Below are 21,982 nucleotides of genomic sequence, written 5' to 3' on the forward strand. Positions count from 1 at the left end.
CTTCGCCGACGACTTCGACGGTGCCGCCGGCTCCCCCGTCGGTGCGAAGTGGATCCACGAGATCGGCGTCTGGGGCACCGGCGCCGTCGACCGCACCACGAACTCCACCGCCAACGTCTTCCTCGACGGCGCGGGAAACCTCGGCATCCGCGCGCTGCAGGACGCGGCGGGCGGATGGACGTCCGGGCGCATCATCACCGCCGACAAGTCCTTCTCGGCCCCCGCCGGCGGGCAGCTGCTGATGACCGCGTCGATCCGCCAGCCGAACCCCGCTCAGGCCACCGGGTACTGGCCCGCGTTCTGGGCGCTGGGCCTCGACGAGCAGGGCGCGATCGACTGGCCGCGGACGGGCGAGATCGACATCCTCGAGGCGGTCAACGGCACCGGTCAGGTCACCCAGACCTTCCACTGCGACCTCGAGGACGGCGGCGAGTGCGAGGAGCCGTACGGGCTCACGAGCGGGTTCCAGGACTGCGACGGCTGCCTCACCGAGTTCCACGCCTACTCCGCCCTCGTCGACCGCAGGGTCGCGGGGCAGGAGCGGCTGCAGTTCCTCGTCGACGGAGAGGTGCGCCACACGGTCGAGCAGACCCAGCTGAGCCCGGAGGCGTGGAGCGCCGCCATCGGCAACGACTACTTCCTGATCCTCAACCTGGCGATCGGCGGCGGGCTGCCCAACGGGGTCTGCGGCTGCGACAGCGCTGCGGCGCCGAAGTCGTCGGGAGGCACGATGAGCGTCGATCACGTCGCCGTCTACCGGTCGGAGGCCGCGGCCGAGATGGCGGCCCCGACTCCGACGATCACCGGCACCGCCAAGGTCGGCTCGACCCTGACCGCCCAGCCCGGCACGTGGCAGCCGGCTCCGGTCGCCCTCTCGTACCAGTGGAACGCCGACGGGGTCGACCTGGTCGGAGCGACCTCGCCGACGCTCGTGCTCGGCGCCGCCACCGCGGGCAAGCAGATCACGGTCGAGGTGACCGGCACGAAGACCGGCTTCGCGACCACGAGCCGCACGTCGCTGCCGACCGCGGCCGTCGGGACCGGCACGCTGACCGCCGCGACTCCGACGATCACGGGAACCGCGAAGGTCGGCTCGCTGCTCACCGCGAAGCCGGGAACGTGGGGGCCGTCGCCGGTGACACTGAAGTACCAGTGGCGGGCGAACGGAGTCGCGATCAGCGGAGCGACCGCGGCGACCTACAAGCCGTCGAGCCTGCTGGTCGGCCTGAAGATCACCGTGTCGGTGACCGGCTCGAAGACCGGCTACGCGAGCGTCACGCGGACGTCGACGGCCACGGCCGCCGTCGTCCGGTGACGCCTCGGGATCAGGACTCCTGGACCTCGCGGTGACGGCGCGGGACGATGCGCATGATCGCGGTGCCCGTGGCGATGAGGGCGAAGGCCGCCAGGCCGAACCACAGCGAGTTGAAGCCGGTCGACGCGAGGACTCCTGCGCCGGCTCCGGCCCCGAGGGCGGGCGAGAGATTGCTGTACATGGTCGGGTTCTTCCTTTCGATTCACCACGCGCGCTGACGGCGAGTCAGCGCATCGAAGTAGGCCTTGGTGTGCACGATCTGCAGGAACAGATCGAGGAACAGCTCGTACATCGAGGCGGCGAGGAGCATGTGCTTCCACCCGCGGTCGCGCACCGTGACGATGCGCTCGACGACGAAGATGAGGGTGATGCCGAGCCAGAACGGCTGGATCGAGAGCTGGCCGAGCACGAGGGCGTAGATCACGGTCGCGAGGTACACGTAGGTGATCACGCAGCCGGCCATGGTCAGCAGCTGACGACCCCAGTAGGGCCAGGTGACGCGGGTGAGCCCGTACTGGACGCAGTTCTCGACGGCGCCGCGCTTCCAGCGCAGGCGCTGGTGCCAGAGCTCCTTCCACGTGGGCATGACCTCGGTGACGAGCGTGCAGCCCGCGGGGCTGAGCACGTCGTAGCCGAGGTGCTTGATCGCGAAGGTGAGCTCGTTGTCCTCGGTCAGCACCGTGGTGTCGTAGATGCCGCCGCGGCCGTCGCCCGCGGGGAGCGTCCCGGCGCGACGGGCCTGGCTGATCTCGCGGAGCAGTCCGCCCTTGAGCACGGCGGCGGTGCCGGTGACGACCAGGCACTTGCCGTTCAGGCGCCGCACGTCGCGGGCGTAGCGGGCGTACTCGTTGCGCTGCAGGTGGCCGACGATGCCGCCGCCCTCGGTGCCGCGGAACACGCCGCCGACGGCGCCGATCCGCTTGATGCCGACCTTGAGGCGGGCGATCGCGAGGAAGTCGGGGTCCAGGGCCGAGTCGGCGTCCTGCACGAGGACGAGGTCGTCGTCCTCGAGCTCGAGCAGCAGCACCTCGAGGAACTGGTTGAGCGCGCCGGCTTTCTTGTCGGTGTTGCCGACGGTCGCGAAGACCTCGGCGCCCTCCTCGAGCGCGATGCGCGCGGTGCCGTCGGTGCAGTTGTCGGTGACGACGACGATGCGGTCGGGCGGAGAGGTCTGGTTCTGCAGTCCGTGGATGGCGGCGGCGATGCCCGCCTCCTCGTTGTGCGCGGGGAGGACGGCGACGAGGCGTCCGACCACCGGGGACGCGTGGCGTCCGGCGGTGGCGGTAGCGGTCCGGCGCACGGGAGCGGGGGTCTCGGCCTTCGCCTTCCCGGTCGGGGCATCGGCGAAGCGCACGGGGAGCGGTGGGGCGCCCGCCGCCGCCAGCGACCGGAACGGCGCGGCAAGGGTCAGGGCGCGGGCGGTCGCCACGGGGGCTGCCGCTCGTGTCGGTGCGCCGGACGCAGGGGTCGTCCGGGCAGCGGGCATCACGCCCGCAGAGTGCGCTGTCAAGGCCAGGGGTCCTTCACTCGATCGGATGAACGCGCGCCGATGACCGTCGTGAGGCGATTCGGGTCGCCGGACGACGGGTGAGGGGGGACCGGCCGTCGCTCGGGGGAAGCGTTGCGGTCTGTACCAGATCACGGAGCATCGGGTTGCTCGATGATCAAGCTACTGCGCCGGACGGTGAAGAATCAACAAAAAGTTTCACCCCCGGATGGGGCGCGTGAGGGGGGTTGCCATCGAGAAGGGTCTCCGAAGTGATTCGCGATGCCTGTCGAGAGCTTCGGCATTCCTCGGGGGCGGTCCCGCGGATAACGGCGCATCAGCCATTCGCGTCACGTGTGCAGAAGACGTGGGAGAAGCGTGGAGAAGTCACTCCGGAATGCAGTGCTCTCACGTTCGGGAGAATGAACGTTCTCTGCTTCGATCACTCTCCCTGTGAGGAGTCGGACTACGCGGAGAACGATTGTTCTCCGGGCCGTTCCGCTCGCTGACGAGTAGCGCCGAAAGATCTTCTGACCAGCTCATTCGCGTCCGCTTCAACCTCCCCGACCGCTCCAGAGTCGCCGTCGACGCGGATCAGCAGCGCCTCGCGACTCGAATTCGCATTCCTCGCCGCCGCTCATCGACAATCGGGCGCGAGCAGTGCGGTCCTGCCCCCGCAGGGCCGCTCGGAAGGAGTGCCGGCGCCCGATTCCCCCGTACCCGCCAACGAATTCCGCCGAGGAGATCGACGAGAGCGCGAATGCCGTCCCTGGAGGCGCGGAACGCCCTTCCCGAGAGATCGCTCTCACAATTCGAGAGGCATGACGCGTCACGTCGGAAGACCGTCGCCGGACGTCGCTCCGCTCGGCGTGTCGCGAGAGCGCGTTCGGCGTGTCGCGAGGGCGGAAGGACATCGCCACCGTGGCGCGCCCCGGTCGCGGACCCCCCTTTTGAGACGCAGCGCCGGTCCCCATTGCCCGGGCGCGGAGCGTGGCGATAGCTTGCGAAGACCGTTCCACTCCCTTGTCGGTCCCCGGCATCCGGTCGCATCGTCGCGCCTCGCGTGAGCGACGGGACCCTCCGACGAGGACGTCGACGGCCCGATCCGCCCTCTCGAGAAAGCCGACACGATGTCGTCAACGCTCCTCCTCTCCTCTCTCTGCACCTCTGCGGTGGTGGCCCCGTGAAGATCTCGCGCCGCTCACGTCTCGCCCTGATCACCGCCGCGCTGATCGCCGGTTCCGCGGGCCTCACCCCCGCACTCAGCGCCGCTGCCGCTCCCTCCGCCTCGACCGCCGTCACCTGCGACGCCGACGGCCCCGTCAGCGCCGTCGTCTCCGGAACCAGCGACGCCACCGCGAGCGACACCCCGCTCGGCCTCGATCGCAACGACGTCACCGTCGAGCGGAAGACCCAGCCCGCAGCCGGCGGCGCCTTCGCCTTCGCCCCGGTGCCCGTCGAGATCGGCGACACCCTCGAGGTCTGGGCCGCGAGCTCCGCGAACGTGCAGTACCGCTACCGCGTCACCGCGCAGTCGTGCGGAGGCACCGCCACGCCGACTCCGACGCCCACCGGCACCGCCGTCCCGACTCCGGAGCCCACCGCGACGGCCACCCCGACCGCGACGCCCACCGCCACTCCGACGGCGACGCCCACCGGCACCCCGACCGCGACGCCCACCCCGACGTCGACCCCCGGGGTCCTCACCGTCACCCGCATCGCCGGCAGCGACCGCCAGGACACCGCCGCGAAGGTCTCGGCCGCGACGTTCGCCGCGAACGTGCCCGTCGTCTTCATCGCCACCGGCGGCAAGTTCCCCGATGCCCTCGCCGCCGCTCCGGCCGCCGCGAAGCAGAACGGACCGCTGCTGCTGGTCGACACCGACTCCATGTCGCAGCCGGTCCGCGACGAGCTGCGCCGCCTCCGACCGAGCAAGATCGTCGTCGTCGGCTCCGACGCGAGCATCAGCGACCGCCTGGCGACCGAGCTCTCCGCGTATGCCAGGACCGGTGAGGTCCAGCGCATCGGAGGCGTCGACCGCTACGACACCGCCGCCCAGCTCGTCGAGGCCGCCTTCCCGAAGGGCTCCTCGCAGGCCTGGCTCGCCACCGGCGAGAAGTTCCCCGACGCCCTCGCCGCGGCTGCCGCGGCCGGCTCGGTCCGGGCGCCCGTCCTCCTCATCAACGGTGGACAGAGCACCGTCGACGACCGCACCCGCTCGCTCGTGCGCGGCCTCGGCGTCAAGAAGCTGACGATCGCCGGCGACCCCCAGTCGGTCAGCACCGGCATCGAGACCTCGTTCGGCATCACGCCCCTCCGCCTCGGAGGCACTGACCGCTACGAGACGTCGGTCCTGCTCAACCGCGACGCCTTCACCGCCGCGTCGACGGTCTACCTCGCCACCGGCGAGAAGTTCCCCGACGCCCTCGCCGGAGCGAACGCCGCCGGCTTCACCCGCAACCCGCTCTACACCGTGCGTCCCGACTGCGTGCCCCAGGCCGTGCTCGACGACATCGAGTCGCTCGGCGCCACCAAGGTCGTGCTGCTCGGCGGCACGGAGACTCTCTCGGAGGGAGTGGAGTCGCTGACCGCCTGCCGCTGACACGGTAGCGAGTCACCCGCGCCGAGGGCCGGGGTCGCCGAGGTCGGCGGACGGATGTCGTGAGACGTTCTGTCTGCCGGCCGGGGTGGCTCCGGCCCTTCGTCGTCGGCCGGCGATCCCCACCGACGGCGCCCCGGGATCACGGAGGTCTCGATAAGCCCCTCCAGGGCTACTCGACCAGCAAGAGGGCGCACACACCCGCCTTCTGCTGATCGAGTAGCGCGTAGCAGGCGCACCGAGATCCCTCGGCCCTGCTGACCGGCCGACCCCGTGTCAGGCCGACGGCCGGGATGCGTCGAGGTCGTCGAAGACCGCCGCGTTCAGCGCGAACGTGAGGCGCGCCTCCGCCACCATCGCATCGAGCGCGGGCGTCGGCAGCACCAGCTCGTCGAGCTGCGCGCGGTAGGCGCGCTTGAAGTGCACGGCTTTCTCGATCGCGTCGAAGCGCAACAACGACAGCTACTCGGCGCTCGCCCCTTAGTGGTGCGCCATCATCGTCGCAACCGCCTGGCCGCCCGAGAGACCGCCGAGGTAGCGCGTGTAGTGGTGCGCGAGGTGCAGCACCCCGTCGTCGTCGCCAGAGGAGGCGACGCGCGCCGCGTATCGCTCGGTTGCGGCCAACGGCACGACGGACGACGGATTGACGCCGAGCGCGTCGAGTGAGGCGTGAAGTGCCGCGACCTGGTGCACCGTGGTGCCGTGCAGCAGCGCCGGGTCGGCGGCCGACGCATCGCGCCGGTCGAGCGCCTCGTAGACGGGGAGGAGCTGCGCGAGGTAGCGGGCAAACTCGTTCAGCGAGAGCCCGCCCTGCATCCGCGCCGTGATGAAGCCGCGCGATTCGGCGTGCCGGTGCCCATCGGAGGTCGCCTCCCGGAGCGCTGCGGCCACGCCGAGCGGCACCACCCCAGGGGTCCAGCGTCGCGCAACTCGCCGCTCCCACGATCGGCGGTGCCCTCGGTTCGCTTGGCGTCCTCGTCGGACTGACCGGTGCCGCCGCGAGTGCCCACAGTCTCGCGTTGCTCGGCGGAGGAACACACTCCTCGGGCGCCTCGGCATGGCCAGCGGCACGACCGTCATCGCCGCAGTCGGAGCGGCGGTCGGAGGCGCGCTGAGCGCGTCCGTCTCGAATGCCTATCTCCGGGAGGACAAGTCGATGCGCATTGAGCTGCTCGGCCCGCGCAGGGGCGGCGTGCCGGTGATAGTGGCGAACGGCTTCCGAACTGAGGGCGCAGGCGAGAAGTGGGGCGGGTGGAAGACGATCGTCGACGAGCGATACCCGGACTCCCCCCTCCATTGCGTGCGGTGGGGATCGAACGAGGTCCCGACCTCGGTGATCTAGTGACGGGCGCAGCAGCGAAGGCCGGAGGCGTTGCAGTGGCAAGAGCCGCCGCGACCTTCGCTACAAAGGTCCTCGCAGGAGCAGGAGTCCTGGTGCGCGAGCTCGTGCGCCTGGGCGTCGGTCAAACCCGACCTCGAGCCGATTCGCTCTCCGGCGTCAATGAACAGAGTGCGTTGCATCTCCCGGATGTCACGTTCGTGCTTGTTGACGATCTTGCGGACGAGTGCCGAAACCGTCCCCGGTTTCTACGAGTGAAATGAGACACGCCCTTGCAGGGCCGGCGGGCGGCGCTGTTGGCGTGAGCTGGCGCTCGACATTGGCAGAGATTGCTCGGGCGCGTTCGCCCTGCGCGCGCAGGGCCGCGGCGCGGTCGCCGCTGGGCCGACCTTCGAACCGCTCGCTCTCGTCCTCGTGGTCGGCGTCACTGTCCGCCTGGTGGGTAAGGTCGCATAGCGCCTCGGCGACGATGCGATAGTCGGACTCGTGTGCAGAGTCGAGTAGCGCGGGATCGAACGAGGGTTGCGGTGTTGTCACCGATTCGTCCTACAGGTGAGGATTGTTGGGTGTAGGGATCTCGTGAACGCCTTCAGGTGCCGGTGACAGGGAGGCCTCAGAGCCCAGCCTTGCACCAGGCTCGCGAGCGCAGCGCTGATTTCGACGGCATGGTGCGGTTCGGCCTGTCGCTGATGCTCTTCTCGATCGCCGGCGAAAGGACCTAAGCGGCGTCCTCGGGTGACTGGTTCAACGTCGTCGATTCGGCGCGGAGCCTCGCTGTGACCGTGGGCCGCAGGCGACGCGCGCGAAGCGCATCCCCGCTCGCGGGCGGTGCGATGTTCTTTGTGCCCCTGAACGCAACCGTCAGTTCATGACGTTTTCTGACTACCACCTAGGAGAGTCGGGGCGGCGGTAACTAAAGCCGCTACATCCTCGTACGAGTGTGACTTTTGCGCCGAGTAAGTTTGTAGCTCGCGGCGCGACCCTGATCACAGTCTCACGCCAAGTCATTCCGTCTCAGCTCGTTCGACAGCACTACTGTTCGTTACGACGCGTGCTCCTACCCGCGCCGACATCCCGGGGGACTTCATGAACCGTCGTATTCTCAGATCCGCGTCCGCGCTCGCCCTTCTTGCGCTGGTAGCTACCGCGCTGACTGCTTGTCAGCCTCTGGCGCCCTCGTCAGAGGTGAAAGTGATTGAAGGGACCGACGCAGTCGGTGCGATCGGCGACGACCTCGAGGTCCGCATACCCGGGTCCAGCATCGACGGGTCAGGATCTCTGGTGCTCTCGGAGGTGTCAGACGGGGAACTGCACGGGTGGAGCCTCGAACTAACCGGCGCAACACTCATCGGGGAAGCGATGATTGTGTTCGGCGGCAGAACAGAAGAGGGCGAGCCAGCACCAATCGCGGTTTTCAATGAAGAGCTCGGCGGTCAGCTCACGTACGGTGGCGAGCCGGAGCTACAGAGCGATGGCCGGTACATTGTGCGCACCACCCACTTCTCAAACTGGTTCTCCATCGACTGGGGAGATCTACTGAATCGAGCGAAGAGCACCGTAACCGGCTTTTTTGATAGTTCCGTGTCAGCGAGCGTGTCCTGCGATGACTCGCAGAAAGCTTTAGACCTTGGATACACCGCGACGTTTTCCGGTTCCGACAAGTACGAGTGGTGCATGGGACTCGAGGACGGAACCCCGGTCCTCAAGGTCGGGAATCCGAACCAGTATCCAGTGACCATCGAAGCGACCAGCCGCATGGTGCTCGCCACGCCGGACACCAGCCTGACCTCGCTGATTCCACAACTCTTCTCCGCCCTCTCCGAACCGCCATCCAAGCAAGGCAACACCGTGGACCTACTCGCGCCAGGTGGCTCGTTCACGTACAAGATCGCCACCAAATCCGAGCAGGGCCTGCGGGCTGAGCCGAGCCACGCCTCGTTCTACGCGTCTGGACTGCTTTTCGCAGCGGAGACCGCGGGAATGCTCTTGGGCCAGGGAAAGGCGAAGCCGATCCTCGAAGCGATGAGCGCGACGGGCGGATGCCTGACCGGCTTCGCGAAGATGGCGACTACGGACATCTCCACTGCCAGCGCGGCAGCCGACTACGTCAGCGCATCAATCGCCACAATCATGACCGGCTGCCTTGCAGGCGCTATCAAGAAGGCGTTCGGTGCGGATGGAGTCGCTGGCGTCGCGCTCGTCGCCGGCGTCACGTGGCTCTTTGCCGGAATCACCACTCTCGTTGTCGGCGCGGCCGCGATTGTCGAGCAGTTCGCGAACCCAAACGGCGCCACCGTAGTCACTCGCGGTGTTCAGGAAACCTGGGAAATCGACGAGAACGGCGTCGGTCCAATTCGTCTCGGGGACAGCCTCGCCGATGCGGTGAAGAACCTCACTGATTTCCACGAACCGGAAGCGATCTGCGAATGGCCGCAAGGGCTGACGCCGAGCGGCGCGAGGGTCGGACTGATGACCGACATGGACGAGAAAGTGGTAGTGATCAACGTTCAGGGGGCGCCGACCGATGAGTCGATCACCCTCGACGGTCAGCCGGTGTTCACACTGACCGAAGACGAGTTCGGAGTTCTGACGGGATTTAGTGAGGTATTCGATACGAGGTACTGGAATGGGAAAGAGCCAGGTTCAGGATCGATCATCATCGACGACTATCGGGAGTTCTTCCCGGAAGTTGGGGTTTCAGTAGGTGCGGGACCGACGGCCGACTGTTGATTCTACCGAGCCCGCGCGAGAGGTTTATTGCGCCCCTGACACACCCAGTCGACAGGTTCATTACCTTGTTGACTGCGCCATGCTCGCCATAAACCCTCACCGAAAGCGTATTCCCAGCGACTCGACGAAGTCGAGTTCGAACCGGGGAGGAACCGATAGGGAATGCCGAGGACAATGATCAGCACGACTATGCCTGCGCCGACGAGTTGGAGGAAGGTCCGTTCGTCACTTAACACGCATGCGCGTTGGGCGCTGGGCCTCGCAACGACCTATCGGGCCGGGCTTTTGGCAACACTCTCACTCCTCTCCGTGGCTGCCACGGCAGAGGGGTATCGACAGCTGACCGACCGGATGGGCGCGTCAGCACCCTGGAGCGATGCGGTATACGCCGGTCTCGCAGCCTTCGTGCTTGGGGCACCATCGGTACCCGGTGAAGACACGCCGCTCCTGTACGACCTCGGTCGATTCAGCGCACCTCTCATAGCCGCCTCCGCCGCAGCGATCGCCTTCGCAGCCCAGCTGTGGCAACTCGCTGACCGGGTGCGCTCGCGGCGTTGGCGCGGACATACGGTCTTGATCGGTCAGAGCAGAGCAGCGGTCCAGGTAGCCGTGCAACTGGCCGAGGCCGGGCAAAAGGTGGTGATCCTCGAATCGTCAAAGACCAGAACATCCGCTTCGTTCTCGCGCGCCAACATCGCTGTCCGATTTGGTGACGGCACGAACGCGGCCGACTTGCGACGCTCCGGAGTCGCGGTCGCTCAACGTGTCATCGCATTCACCGGGCGCTCGGACTCGACGGCAGGGATCGCCGCGGCGATCGACGCTATCGTTCCGGCCGCCAGGGTGGTGCAGAGCGCGTTCGTCGAAGTCGAAGATTCGCTTGCAGCCCATGAGTTGGAACGTGCGCGCCGATCCGGCGCGCTAAGTACCCGAGTCGAGTTCTTCAGTCTCGAGGAGCGCGCGGCGCAATTCATTGTCCACTCTCTCCGCGCCGATAGCCGAACTTCACGAACGGTTGTGCTCACAGGAGATTCCCCGCTTGCCCGCGCCGTGGTGGAGCGTCTCGCCCGCGAAACGACTATCGTCGCCCGCCGAGCGGGACGACTGCCCGCGGAGAAGCTCGAGCTGGTCCTCGTGTCCTCTGGAGCGAGGTTGCAGGATGAGGGCCTCGACGAGGTCCTCGCCGCGGGCGTCGTCACGCTGCGTCATCTCGTGGTCAACGATTCCGCACTCGCGAAGATCGGGACCTTGCTTGCTGACACCTATCGATCCCCGTCCGTACTCATCCTTGACGATGATCCCGTGCGCCGCGCTCGGGTGAACCTCGGGCTGCAGACCGAGGCGCGGACGTCCGGATGGGAACGAATTATTCTCGCGACAGACCCTGGCTCAATCGAGGCATTAGCGATGCACGGGTCGGATTTAGGCCGGGTGATCGTGCTGCCGAGAGACGTCGCCAAGGTCGAGGTTGTCACCTGGGGAGACGAGCAGGCGCTCGCACGATCAGCACACGAGCTGTATCGACAATCTCTGACTTCGGGTGACATTCGAGTAGCCGACGCGCCGTGGGAACGGCTTCCGCCCGAGCTGCAGCGGTCGAATATCCGTCTCACCGCTCTCCTGCGCTCGAGCCTGCTAGAGGCCGGATGGTCGGTCCGGTCGTTGAGCGGAATCTCGGCCGCATTCGCTGCGCTCCCCGAGGAGCTGGTCGAACGGCTTGCGCCGTTGGAGCACGCGTCGTGGCGAGCTGCCAAGTCGAGGCCGGAGGACCATGCGGATTGGGACCACACGAGCGAAACCAACCGAGAACTGACGCGTGCAGGGATTCGGAGCGCTCCGGCAATCTTCGGCTTCGCTCAGCTCGAACTCGTACCGCCCTCGATCACGAGTGCGTAGCCGAGGATTTTGACGACTGCAGGTATCAGCCGGATGCGCTGGCGATCTAGCTCGCGGACCGATTCGCTGAGGTTCTCCCATTGCACGAGGTAAGGATGCACTTTGCGCTCGTCGTCGCGGATCGGTCCGAAGACGTATCCGTTGGCCCGCTTCGCCTTCGCCCAGCGGGCATGCTCAGCCACGCTTGCGCGGTCTACCGCGTCCTCCGGGATTTGTTCGACACCGACGACGCCGTAGCGCGGGACAGCGCGAAGCCCCAGGACGGCGAGATGATCAACAATCCCGCGGACCTGGGCCCGGTTCGACTCCTTGACTTCCTCCGGCAGGTCCGCGAACGGGACCGATTGATAGGGGGATGCGGCACTGAGATTCGCCGACAAGGCGTCATGCACCATCGCTGCTGCGCGATCGACAAGTTTGGGGTCGAGAAAAAGCGACATGACCCGATGGTAGGGCGACGAGGCCAATCCGGTTGGGGCCGGTGAGCGGCAAAGGTGAAACTTCGCGGATCTTTGGAGGAGAGCCGTCGGGAGGGACTCCGCTGGTACAGTTTTGATGCCTGGAACAAACTTCGTTGCCCGAATCCGTGGAGGCACGCCGTTCGCCCTCGCCCTTTTCTTGCTTGCGAGTCCGAGAACATTGGGAGTGGATGTGGTCTTGAGGAAGCTCGCTGAGGCCAAACCAGGTTTCGAGACAAGGGCCGCCGAACTGATCCTGGGTCCCTGGACGGACGAGCTAAAAGAGTTCCGTAACGATCTCCTCGCTCTCGGCGTGGTGATGTCTCCCTTGGCGCTTTCGACCGACGCCACTCCAGTAATCGTCTTCATCACTCAAGACACCCCGCCGGATGAAGAATCGGTTACGGACCGAACAGTCTTGCCCGTGAGTTTCCTCGACACGGTCGGCGCGGCGTACTCCGATCGGTCTCATCTCCTGCCTCGACGCGTCGGGCGAGAAATTGCGGCGCGTCGGCTCCTGCGCAGCTTGCAGGTCGACGGAGACGACCTCGTGGCGTGGGAGCGCCTCAGTGCGACCGCTCGAGCGTGGTCGTCGACCGGCTCACGGAAGGAACTTCTCTCCGACGGCGAACAGGACGTAGCCCGTGAACTGTTAGGAAGTCCGCTAGCTCGCGGTCGCGATACGAGTTCGATAGTCGCCTTGATGGGCGCCAGTCGAGCACGATCGCGCTCCGTGCGCCGACGGTGGCGTCTAGCCACGGTCGCGGGCGCGGCGGTGCTTTCAATGGCCGTACTTATCGCCCTCGTCAACGTGGAATCGGCGCTCGATGCGGGGCAGCGTTCCAATGCCGAGGCGGACGACGCTGACGCGCGCCGATTGGTGGGCGAGGCGACGGCCTCCTTGGCGACCGATCCCGACGTTCCCCTCATCCTCGGAGAGGAGGCGTCTCGGCTCAGCATGGCGCCTGAGGTGCGGACGGCGCTGTCCGGGCTCGCCGGCGCAACCGTTCCGCATAGCTCCATCCGCCTGGCGCAGGTGCCGGAGTCAATCTCGGCATCGCGAGATGGTCGATTCGCCTATCTCTCGAACGGCGGGGCGACTGCTCACGTCATCGATGCCAACGGCCGGGAGGTGAGGGCCTTTAGATCCGACGATGCGACATCGGGCGCTGGATTCGAACGCATCCTCCTCAGCCCGGACGGGTCGATGCTCGCCACAGAAGAGATCAGCGGGGTCCGACTCCACCCGATTGACGGCGGCGACGTGATCACGGCCGCCGCCGACGGCGGGGTCCAGTCGACATTGCTGTCATGGGGCGCTGATGACAACGTCCTAATCGCCACCGGAGCGGGGACTGTTGTGAGCGTCGAGGAGTCGGGAGTCCGGCGAGAGCTCGTGTATCGACAGGCGGGACTCGGTCATATCCAGGCGGGGGTGCTCAGCCCAGACTCCGCGATACTGGCGGTCAGCGACGGAAATGTGGTTCAACTGTGGGACCTGAGTTCGGGAGTGCTGCGAGGCAGTGCCGATGCGTCCGGTGTGACTGACGTAGCTGTGTCAGACGAGGGGGTCGTGGTCGGCGCCGCTTCGCCACACGCCGTGCGGATTGAATTCGATTTGAGCGGCCCGATCGTGACGGTCGACACGGAGAGCGTGTCTGGAGGATCCGTTGTCATGCTCGATCAAGGCTACTTCGCTGCTGCGGATCGCGATGGGCAGATCATCCTCTACTCGGCCACGGTCGGCGTAACCGACGCAGTTGCCCGCATCCGGGCCCATCTGACCGACCTCGTTTACCTCGCGACGGGAACCGATGGAGCGCTAGTGAGTGCTGGCCTCGACGGGTACGCGCGCTCGTGGAACCTCCAAGCACTCAACCTCCTGGGTTGGTTCACCGAGTTCGGCCCTCAGTCTGTCGCCTCTCAAGCACGCTACGTCGCTTCTGCTGAGTTCATTGAGGCGGTATTCCCCGCGGCGACATTGCGCAATCAACTTGTAAGCACCGGAGACGGTTCCATCACTATCGCCCTCCAGGGCCAGTACAGCGTGGTGTTGCGTGTGGACGCGGCTGCGCCGGAGCGCACTCTGGGCGGTAGAGGACTGGGCGTGGGTGCTCGAATCTTCCTCGTCGCGGATGGATCGCGCTTCGTGCGCGTCGTCGGATTCGATCTGGAGGGCACAACCTTCGCTGTCGACGTATGGCACCGAGATGGCGACGCGTGGGCAGACGCGCCTGCAACAACTTTCACGATGAGAGCGCCGTACTCTTCGACCGGTCTCGCTCCACTATTGGCCGACGTAGACGGTTCAGGAAACGTTGTAGTCGCTACCACATCGAGCATCCGGGTGGCCGACGCCTCGGGAAGGGTAAATTCGGAGGCGAATTTCGATGTCACGGCGAATCCGTTGGCGGTCCGTGTTACCGCCGCTGGTCTCGGCGAGGTAATCGGTGACGATTCTGTATTGCGACGATCCGACGGGACGGTCGAAGACCTGACCGCGTCACTCGGGGAAAGCGGCGATGGGATCGTCGCGGCCGAGTATTACGGCGGCACCCTATGGCTGCTGACAGACCGCGGGGCCGTACTGGAACGTCGCGACGGATCGATCCGGATCGTCGCAGATCGGGGAACGATGAGCGCTGCAGGCACGCTGCGGATCTCGCCCGACGGTCAGACAATTGCGCACGTTGGTGCGGACGCGGTCACACTTCTAGAGGCGTCGGACGGGACGCAGGCAGCCCGTTGGACGACCGGACTCGGAGTGGGTGCCAGCGACGTCGCGTTTGGCGGCGACAGTCTGTACGTGATCACATCGATCGGCTCCCTCGCTCAGTGGGACATTTCGGACAGCGGCATCTACGACCAGTCCGTCCTCCGCGCTCCGCGACCGCCGACTGACGCAGAGCAGCTTTCCTTCGGGATCGGCGGCGCCGATGGCTGACGTCGCCATCTCCTATGCCCATATCGACGGCGCCGTCGCGGCGGATGTACGCGATCAGCTGCGCACTGCCGGATACTCCGTCTGGATGGACGACCCGGGGGAGGAAGCTGTCGATGCGGTCGGTATTCCAATCGGCTCATCGCATTGGATCGTCATCCGAGCGGAGTTCGCGGCGGCGACACAAATTTTGGTCCTCGACTCACAGAACTGGCGCGCTAGCGAATATTGCTCACGCGAATACACTCTCTGCCTCGAGCTGGGTAAGCCTACTCACTTCGTCTCAACGGAAGATGCCTCGTCCAAAGCAGTCGGACGGGTACAGTGGATGGCTGCGCGGAGCGGGGCGGCCGCTCAGTCGCACGCCCGGCTCGCCGCACGACTCGTCGATTCCCCTCCCGCATCGTCGTGGGTGCAGCGGATCCTCTTCTCTCGCCGAGCACATGACGCCGAGGCCGTGCTCGGCGCGCAGGACCCGTCGTTCAACGTGACGCCGGCGATCCGCGAGGTGGTCGACGCCGACCTCGCGCAAGCGGCGCGCACGCGCGGCGCCCTACGCCGGATCGCAGTTGCGTCCTTCGCAACGCTGGTCGTACTGGCGACCGTCTCCATCCTGGGCTGGATTGGTGCCGACACGTTCTCGGCGCAAGCGGATGCATCGAGGCGCACGGCGCAGGCATCGGAACTCACTCGCTTGTCCGCAATATCCGTCGACACGACCGCGGCGGTAGCTCAAGCCGCACAAGCTGTTACGCTCGATCCCAGTACCGTCAGCCAAGCGGCACTGCGGGCTGCGCAGATGCGAGACGGTCGCCTGCGCGTGATCGAACTCATGCCATCGGAATTCATCGGTGGGGCGTGGGCTTCGGATCGTTCTGTGGTCGCCGCCTATTCCCTCGAGTACGTCGTGATGATCGACACGGAGACCGGCGGGGTCAAATCCCCGCTCGCAGTCGACTCCAAGATTTCCGCTGGTCGCTTCGTGGTGGGACCGAAAGCGCAGTCAGCCGTCTACGTCGATACGAACGGGACGTTGCGTTTGCTCGACCTGGACACAGGAGCTACCACCCCTTTCGCTTCACCCTCTCGCGTGATGTCACTGACTGTTTCGGCGAAGGGCGAGTTGTTCTGGGGGACGCAAGACGGCGGGGTCTACTCGGCTCCGTACCCCCGCCCATCGAATGCTCTCGAGTCGCACCTTGTCACGACACTTGACTCGTTCGCGCGAGCGATCGACGTCAACGGAAACCGCCTCGGTGTCGTCAGTGATGATGGCTGGGTTCAAACATTTGAACGCAACGGGCCGACGACCTCAGCCGGCGACGCGGTATCCATCTCGAGCGATCCCCACCCCGAGGGACTCGGCGGCTATCTCGCAACCGTTACCGTCTGCGATAACGAAGTGACAGGATCCTTCCTCGGGACCTCCATTCGCGGCGTGAGGTTCCGTTGGATTCCTGGAAACGAGCCGACCGTAATTTCGACGACGTTGCAAACCAAGCCGATGTGCACGCCGGAAGGCGTGCTGTACTCGAGCGCGGTCAGGGGTGACATGGAACAGTTCTCAGGCGACACGTGGATTTCCGGACCGTCCGACGTCACCCGGAACATTGGAGTCCTCGATCCCCTGCACGAGCGAGCAGCCAGCGTCTCGCCAAGCCCGGGCCGCTTGATGGTGGTCGGGTCAGCTGCCACGACGCAGACGCGAATCGGCGATGTTGTCGCCGTCCTCGACCTAACCGATCGGGTTCTGGTTATTGGCAGAGACGGTGTCGTGCGCGACCCTGCGAGCGACGAGGCAGTGTCGAGGTTAGACGCGCCTCCCGTCTTGGGACTTGTTGCCATCGCGGGCTGCGATGCCCTCGTTGCGTCGAATGACGGCGGTATTCAGCACGTTGACTGCAACGGTACTGCCACCCGCGTTGCAACGTTGAGTAAGGTTGCAAACGTCCGCGCCCGGACAGACGGTGCGGGGTTTATCGTTGTGCGCAGTTCCGCGGTCGAGGTGCTCAAGTCGGACGGTGATCTCGAGCGGACGATCAATCTGACCGGCCTAGAAAACGACTTCGTCGTCGATGCCGCCCTCTCCCCCGGCGGTGAGAGGCTGGCGCTTGTCACCATGCTCGGCAATCTCTACGAGGAGTCCACTGATAGCGACACCATCCCGCTTCGATCGCCGACTTTGTCGGTTCCCGCAGGCGCGGACACCGCCGTGGCCTATTCGAGCGACGGAGGATTGATCGTGCTCTCCACAGACGGCCGTGTCACTCGATTCGACGATGGGGTGGCCGTGGCAGCACGACAGTTAGACGCGCGCGCAACGGGCTTGTTCACCACCGAAAGCGTCCTGTACATCTCAGCGTTCACCGAGGGCACAACGGTTTTGAGTGCGACCACACTCGAGCCTATCGAACGCTACCCATCAGGGTTCTTCACTGGAGGTACCTCATCTACGGACCACGGACTCGAGCTCGTGCGGGATGGGGATGAGTCCACAGTCGGATTGTTAGTTACAGTCCCTCCACAACTCTACTAAGTGCTGCGCGTGAAGACTCTTCGACTGAGCAGACTTGCGTAGCGGCGTTTAGATTGCGCTCCGGTGACGGGGAAAGCTCCAACGAGCGACCACCGCCCGCCCATTCACCGGAATGAGCGATATGTCAGTCTATCGAAAAAAGAATTTTTGCTGCTTGAAAAGCTGTAGCGTTCGACATCGAACGAATTTTGCGACCACTCAAAGGTAGAATGGCGTTTGTCGCGAAGAAGGTCGCGGACGGTATTTCCGAGTTAGAAGAGGGTCATTGCCGGAGAGGTGCCGTGTAGGACCGCTGGCCTCGGGTGGCATGCCCGCTCCCCCTTCAGGCGGGCCGGAGGTCGTCGTTGTCGACAAGCAGGGTACTCGCGTGCAGGAGAAGCTCGGCGAGGGGCGTCGATGCCGTCGTAGCCGTCCACGGGGTCTTGCAGGGACTGCCCTGCGGAGGGCGTTGGGCGTACATGAAGATGGTTCTCGGTCGGAAGTTATTCGGCGGTTGGCGGTGAGCGGTGATGGCGGATATCGCTCGAGCGCTGAGTGGCTGGTGTGGGCTGAGCCAGCGCCATCGACGCGCTCCATGCTTTTCCGGTCACTCGGTATCCGGCGCGGCTGGCCGGCCGCCGCGCGAGATTACTCCTCCTGCTTCTCGTAACTCTCGATACTCAGGATATGGGCATGCTGCACGAACTTTGATGGGTGAAGAACTACCACTGCAACTCGACCCTGCCCTGCTGCCGCGCTCGCGTTGCGCTCAGGCCGATGATTCCCTGGCGAATCCATCTAAACCGGGGTCTTGGCGTGTCGCAGTGCCCTCGCGCTGATCGTCCGCGTTTGTGCCGCTCCCGGCTTTGGTTACTTCGCCCTCGTCCGGGCGCCCGGAAGGGCTCGTTCTCTCCCCTAAGAACGAGCCCTGTCGGGCGACTCAGCCTGCGGGCCGCCCCTCGACACTCCGACGTCCCTCGGAACAGACGTCCGAGCGGTCGCGATCTCGCGTCAAGGCACTGCCGTTCTCCGCCATACGTCGAAGAGGGCGCCCCTTATCGCCGATCGAGCAGCGCACCACTCAGCAGCCTCGATGCCTGCAACGGCGCGGAAGTCACCGGCGCGAGGACACCCGGCACCGCGAATCCTGAGAACTCTGTGAACACCACATGACCGCCACCTGACCCCACCCCGAAAAGGAGGCCACGGCCCCTCCCCCCACGTGCCGCCTTAGGGGGACAAGGTCCTTCCCGCCGCGACCGTATCTTGATCCAGCTCAGCTCGGACGGTCCGGTGGGCGGCAAGAAGGGGTCGGGTCATGACGGCAGTGCGCACACCACGGCGCCGCCCTCGGCACCGCGGAACCACCCGCCGCAGCACGGCACTCACCCTCGTCCTCGCGCTCCTCGCCGCCGTCCTCGTCATCGGCCCGACCGCCGCCCAACGCGCCGACGCCGCCACCCTCCTCGTGCAGGAGTCCTTCGGCGGCACGAGCGTCCCCGACTCCGCGTGGCAGATGCTCGACAGCGCCTGCCTCACCAAGGCGACCGCCGCCCCTCCGGCCGGGGCCTCGAACCTCGGCGTCTGCACCAACCGCACGGCCTCGCCCACGACGGGCGCCGACCTCGGCTATCTGCAGCTCACCGACAATCGCACCAACAGCAAGGGCGGCGCGGTGCTCAACCGGGCGATCCCGGCGACCGGCGGCATCGACGTGCTGTTCGACCAGTACCAGTACTCAACGGCGCTGGGGCTCAACGGCGCCGACGGCATCGGCTTCTTCCTCACCGACGGGTCGCGGAGCCTCACGGCGGCGGGTGCGCCCGGCGGATCGCTCGGCTACGGCCAGTCGACGACGGTCGACGGGGTGAACGGCGGGTACCTGGGCATCGGGCTCGATGCCTACGGCAACTTCTCGAACGCGTCGGGCGGGCTCGGCGCGGGCTGCCCCCCGACTCCGGCGGCACCTGGCCTGGTCGGCAACCGCATCGTCGCCCGCGGGCCCGGGCAGGCGAAGCTCAACTACTGCTACATCGCCGGAGTCGCGCCTCCCGCCCTCGGATCCGTCCGCACCGCGATCAGCCTCAACGCGACCAACCCGCCCACCTCCTACGGCCGCACCATCCGCGTCACCGTCTCGCCCGCCGCGTTCCCGGTCGTCACGGTCTTCTACGGCGCCTCCGCGGGCATGACCGCCGCGCAGCTCACGCAGGTCATGCAGTTCACGATGACCACCGCCGCCCCCTCCACCTACAAGCTCGGCTTCACCGCCTCGACCGGCGGCTCCAGCGACACCCACCTCGTCCGCAACGTCACGGTCTCGACGGTGAACGACCTCGGCGCGCTCAACCTGGTCAAGCAGATCGACCGCACCACCGCGCAGCCCACGAGCTACGCCGAGGGCCAGACGATCCCGTACCAGTTCGTCGTCACCAACACCTCGCTGGCGAGCATCACGACCATCGCGGTCAGCGACCCCAAGATCCCGGTCGTGAGCTGCCCGGTGACCACGCTGGCCTCGCTCGCCTCCGTCACCTGCACCGGCAGCAAGGTCGTGACGGCGGCGGAGGCGGCCGCCGGCTCCCTCGTCAACACGGCCACCGCGACGGGGCGCTCCGGCACCACCACCATCACGAGCAACACGTCCACCGTCACCGCCCCGATCACCACCCCCGCTCCCGCGATCACCCTCGCCAAGACCGGCGCGCTGGCCGACACCAACGGCAACACCCGGGCCGACGTCGGCGAGACGGTCACCTACTCCTTCATCGCCCGCAACACGGGCAACGTGACGCTGACCGGAGTCGCGGTCAGCGACCCGAAGGTCACCGGCATCACGCCGACCACCGCGCAGATCGCGCCGGGCGGGCAGGCCAGCTTCACCTCCGCGCCGTACACGGTGACGCAGGCCGACATCAACGCGAACACGGCGCTCACCAACACGGCGACGGTCAGCGGGCGGACGCTCGCGGCGACTCCGGCGACCGTGACGGCCACCAGCACCGCCACCACGCCCATCCGCTACGCCCCCGGGCTCACGCTCACCAAGGACGGGACGCTCAGCGGCACCGCCGCCGCCGGGGCGCGGATCAACTACACGTTCTCGCTCACCAACTCCGGCAACACCCCGCTCACGGCGGTCGCCATCGCCGACCCGCGGGCGGCCGTGACCTACGGCACCTGGCCGGGCACCGCCGGCTCGCTCGGAGTCGGCCAGTCGGTCACAGCGACGGCGAGCTACGCGATCACCCAGGCCGACATCGACGCGGGCAGCGTGCTCAACACCGCGACCGCGACGGGCACGCCGCCGAGCGGGGCGGCCGTCACGTCCACCGCCTCGAAGACCGTCGTGCTCACCCGCGCCAACGACCTCGCCTTCACCAAGACGGCGAACCCGTCGTTCATCAGCGCGGCCGGCACCGTCGTCACCTACACGTTCCGCGCCACGAACACCGGCAACACCACCCTCACGAGCGTCGGCATCAGCGACCCGAAGGCCGGGCTCTCGGCGCTGACCTTCACGTGGCCGGGCACCGCCGGCCGCCTCACTCCGGGCCAGGTCGTCAGCGCCACCGCGACCTACACGACCACCGCGGCCGACGTGACGGCCGGCACGATCGCGAACACGGCGACCGCCACCGCGACTCCGCCGACAGGTCCCGCATTCACGCGCACCGCCTCCGTGGCGATCACGGTCGTGCCCGACCCGGTCGCCGACTCCGTGACGGTGGTGCAGGGCGGCTCGGTCGTGATCGACGTGCTGGCCAACGACGGGGCGGTCGCCACCGGCGCGACGTTCTCGCGGGCGCAGCTCTCGGCGACTCCGAAGAGCATCGAAGGCGCGGCGTCGCCCGCGCCCGCCACTCCCGTGCAGGGGTCGGTCACCTGCGTCGACACCGGAGCGACGCGCGGCCAGTGCACCTACCGCCCGATCGCCGCCTTCGTCGGCACCGACGTCTTCGATTACGCACTGCAGAGCACCTACGGCACCTGGAACGTACGCGTCACGGTGACGGTCACCGCGCTGAACCACGCGCCTGTCGCCCGTGCCGACCGCGCCGTCGCGACCACCGGAGGCGCGCCCGTCGCGATCTCGCCGCTCGCGAACGACACCGACGAGGACGCCGGCACCACCCTCTCCTTCACAGCCCAGGCCGCCGCCCGCGGCAGCCTCTCGTGCGGCACCACCTGCACCTACACACCCCCGACCGACGGCTGGACCGGGACCGTCTCGATCGCCTACACGCTCAGCGACGGCGCGCTCACGGCGGCGTCCACGATCACCGTGTCCGTCGATCCGCTGCCCCTCACCCGCCGCGGGTTCCACGACACCGACGCGACGAGCGGGGCGGTGGGCCTGGGCACCTGGACGCGCTCGGCCGTCGTCGCGACCCCCGTCGCGAGCTGCACGGGCAACCGGCCCACCGTGCTCGTCTCGTGGGGCGCCGTCGCCGGCACCACCGGCTGGACGCTCGAGCGCCGCACCTCGGGCACGACGCCCGGCGCGTGGACCGTCGTCGCGACTCCTGCCGCCTCGGCCACCTCGTTCACCGACGACCGGGTCGGCGAGGGCCGCGGCTACCAGTGGCGGATCCGCCCCGACCTGCAGCGCTGGCTCGGCGTCGCGTCACCCGCCTCGACCGCCGTGACCACACCGGCCGTCGTCTCGGCGAGAGGCTGCTGATGCCCGCCCGCCCCCCACA

General features: G+C 66.9%; 11 protein-coding genes and 2 pseudogenes. 8 read left to right on the top strand and 5 right to left on the bottom strand.

Annotated features, from left to right (window positions below; translation table 11 throughout):
• Positions 1–1,315, top strand: a pseudogene (locus IOC53_RS15280) (family 16 glycosylhydrolase); the annotation flags it as partial.
• Positions 1,316–1,325: 10 nt separating this feature from the next.
• On the opposite strand, the gene IOC53_RS15285 reads toward IOC53_RS15280, so the two are convergent.
• A complete protein-coding gene (locus IOC53_RS15285) occupies positions 1,326–1,496 on the bottom strand; it encodes a hypothetical protein (RefSeq protein WP_207407022.1) in 171 nt (56 codons plus the stop codon).
• 21 nt (positions 1,497–1,517) lie between these two features.
• On the bottom strand, positions 1,518–2,744 hold the full coding sequence (locus IOC53_RS15290) for a glycosyltransferase family 2 protein (protein WP_307786220.1): 1,227 nt from the start codon (positions 2,742–2,744) through the stop codon (positions 1,518–1,520).
• Between the two features lie 1,240 nt (positions 2,745–3,984).
• Between IOC53_RS15290 and IOC53_RS15295 the strand changes: the two genes are divergently transcribed.
• The gene (locus tag IOC53_RS15295) at positions 3,985–5,403 is read left to right on the top strand and encodes a cell wall-binding repeat-containing protein (RefSeq protein ID WP_207407024.1); all 1,419 of its coding nucleotides are present in this window, start codon (positions 3,985–3,987) and stop codon (positions 5,401–5,403) included.
• A gap of 273 nt (positions 5,404–5,676) precedes the next feature.
• Here IOC53_RS15295 and IOC53_RS19030 read toward each other — a convergent pair.
• A pseudogene (locus IOC53_RS19030) lies at positions 5,677–6,480 on the bottom strand (heme oxygenase (biliverdin-producing)).
• Between IOC53_RS19030 and IOC53_RS15310 the strand changes: the two are divergent.
• Positions 6,458–6,742: a hypothetical protein gene (locus IOC53_RS15310; RefSeq protein WP_207407032.1), complete on the top strand. Its 285-nt coding sequence runs from the start codon at positions 6,458–6,460 to the stop codon at positions 6,740–6,742. The pseudogene IOC53_RS19030 and the gene IOC53_RS15310 sit on opposite strands and share 23 nt — an antisense overlap.
• A 189-nt stretch (positions 6,743–6,931) precedes the next feature.
• Here the strand turns inward: IOC53_RS15310 and IOC53_RS15315 are convergent, their stop codons facing one another.
• Complete coding sequence (locus tag IOC53_RS15315; protein ID WP_207407035.1) at positions 6,932–7,276, bottom strand: hypothetical protein; 345 nt, start codon at positions 7,274–7,276, stop codon at positions 6,932–6,934.
• Positions 7,277–8,020: 744 nt separating this feature from the next.
• Here IOC53_RS15315 and IOC53_RS15320 point away from each other — a divergent pair.
• Complete coding sequence (locus tag IOC53_RS15320; RefSeq protein WP_207407037.1) at positions 8,021–9,469, top strand: hypothetical protein; 1,449 nt, start codon at positions 8,021–8,023, stop codon at positions 9,467–9,469.
• A gap of 309 nt (positions 9,470–9,778) precedes the next feature.
• Entirely contained in the window at positions 9,779–11,365 is a 1,587-nt protein-coding gene (locus IOC53_RS15325; protein ID WP_207407038.1) for an NAD-binding protein, read from the top strand.
• Here the strand turns inward: IOC53_RS15325 and IOC53_RS15330 are convergent.
• Entirely contained in the window at positions 11,326–11,805 is a 480-nt protein-coding gene (locus tag IOC53_RS15330) for a RyR domain-containing protein (protein ID WP_207407039.1), read from the bottom strand. The two genes, IOC53_RS15325 and IOC53_RS15330, sit on opposite strands and share 40 nt — an antisense overlap.
• Before the next feature lie 217 nt (positions 11,806–12,022).
• Here IOC53_RS15330 and IOC53_RS15335 point away from each other — a divergent pair, with 217 nt between their 5' ends.
• The 3 genes from IOC53_RS15335 to IOC53_RS15345 all read left to right on the top strand — a co-directional run bounded on the left by IOC53_RS15335 (position 12,023) and on the right by IOC53_RS15345 (position 21,963).
• Positions 12,023–14,767 (top strand): WD40 repeat domain-containing protein, encoded by a 2,745-nt coding sequence (locus IOC53_RS15335; protein WP_207407040.1) that lies wholly within the window; start codon positions 12,023–12,025, stop codon positions 14,765–14,767.
• Entirely contained in the window at positions 14,760–17,300 is a 2,541-nt protein-coding gene (locus IOC53_RS15340; RefSeq protein WP_207407041.1) for a toll/interleukin-1 receptor domain-containing protein, read from the top strand. The genes IOC53_RS15335 and IOC53_RS15340 overlap by 8 nt, the downstream gene beginning before the upstream one ends.
• A gap of 1,297 nt (positions 17,301–18,597) precedes the next feature.
• Complete coding sequence (locus IOC53_RS15345; RefSeq protein ID WP_207407042.1) at positions 18,598–21,963, top strand: Ig-like domain-containing protein; 3,366 nt, start codon at positions 18,598–18,600, stop codon at positions 21,961–21,963.
• Positions 21,964–21,982: the final 19 nt, after the last annotated feature.

It is taken from the genome of Rathayibacter sp. SD072 (assembly GCF_017355185.1).
In the GTDB taxonomy this organism is placed as follows: domain Bacteria; phylum Actinomycetota; class Actinomycetes; order Actinomycetales; family Microbacteriaceae; genus Rathayibacter.

Excerpts from the sequence above, each read along its gene's own strand:
- IOC53_RS15285 (WP_207407022.1), bottom strand. The coding sequence starts at position 1,496 with ATGTACAGCAATCTCTCGCCCGCCCTCGGGGCCGGAGCCGGCGCAGGA.
- IOC53_RS15310 (WP_207407032.1), top strand. The coding sequence starts at position 6,458 with ATGGCCAGCGGCACGACCGTCATCGCCGCAGTCGGAGCGGCGGTCGGA.
- IOC53_RS15330 (WP_207407039.1), bottom strand. The coding sequence starts at position 11,805 with ATGTCGCTTTTTCTCGACCCCAAACTTGTCGATCGCGCAGCAGCGATG.
- IOC53_RS15340 (WP_207407041.1), top strand. The coding sequence starts at position 14,760 with ATGGCTGACGTCGCCATCTCCTATGCCCATATCGACGGCGCCGTCGCG.
- IOC53_RS15345 (WP_207407042.1), top strand. The coding sequence starts at position 18,598 with ATGACGGCAGTGCGCACACCACGGCGCCGCCCTCGGCACCGCGGAACC.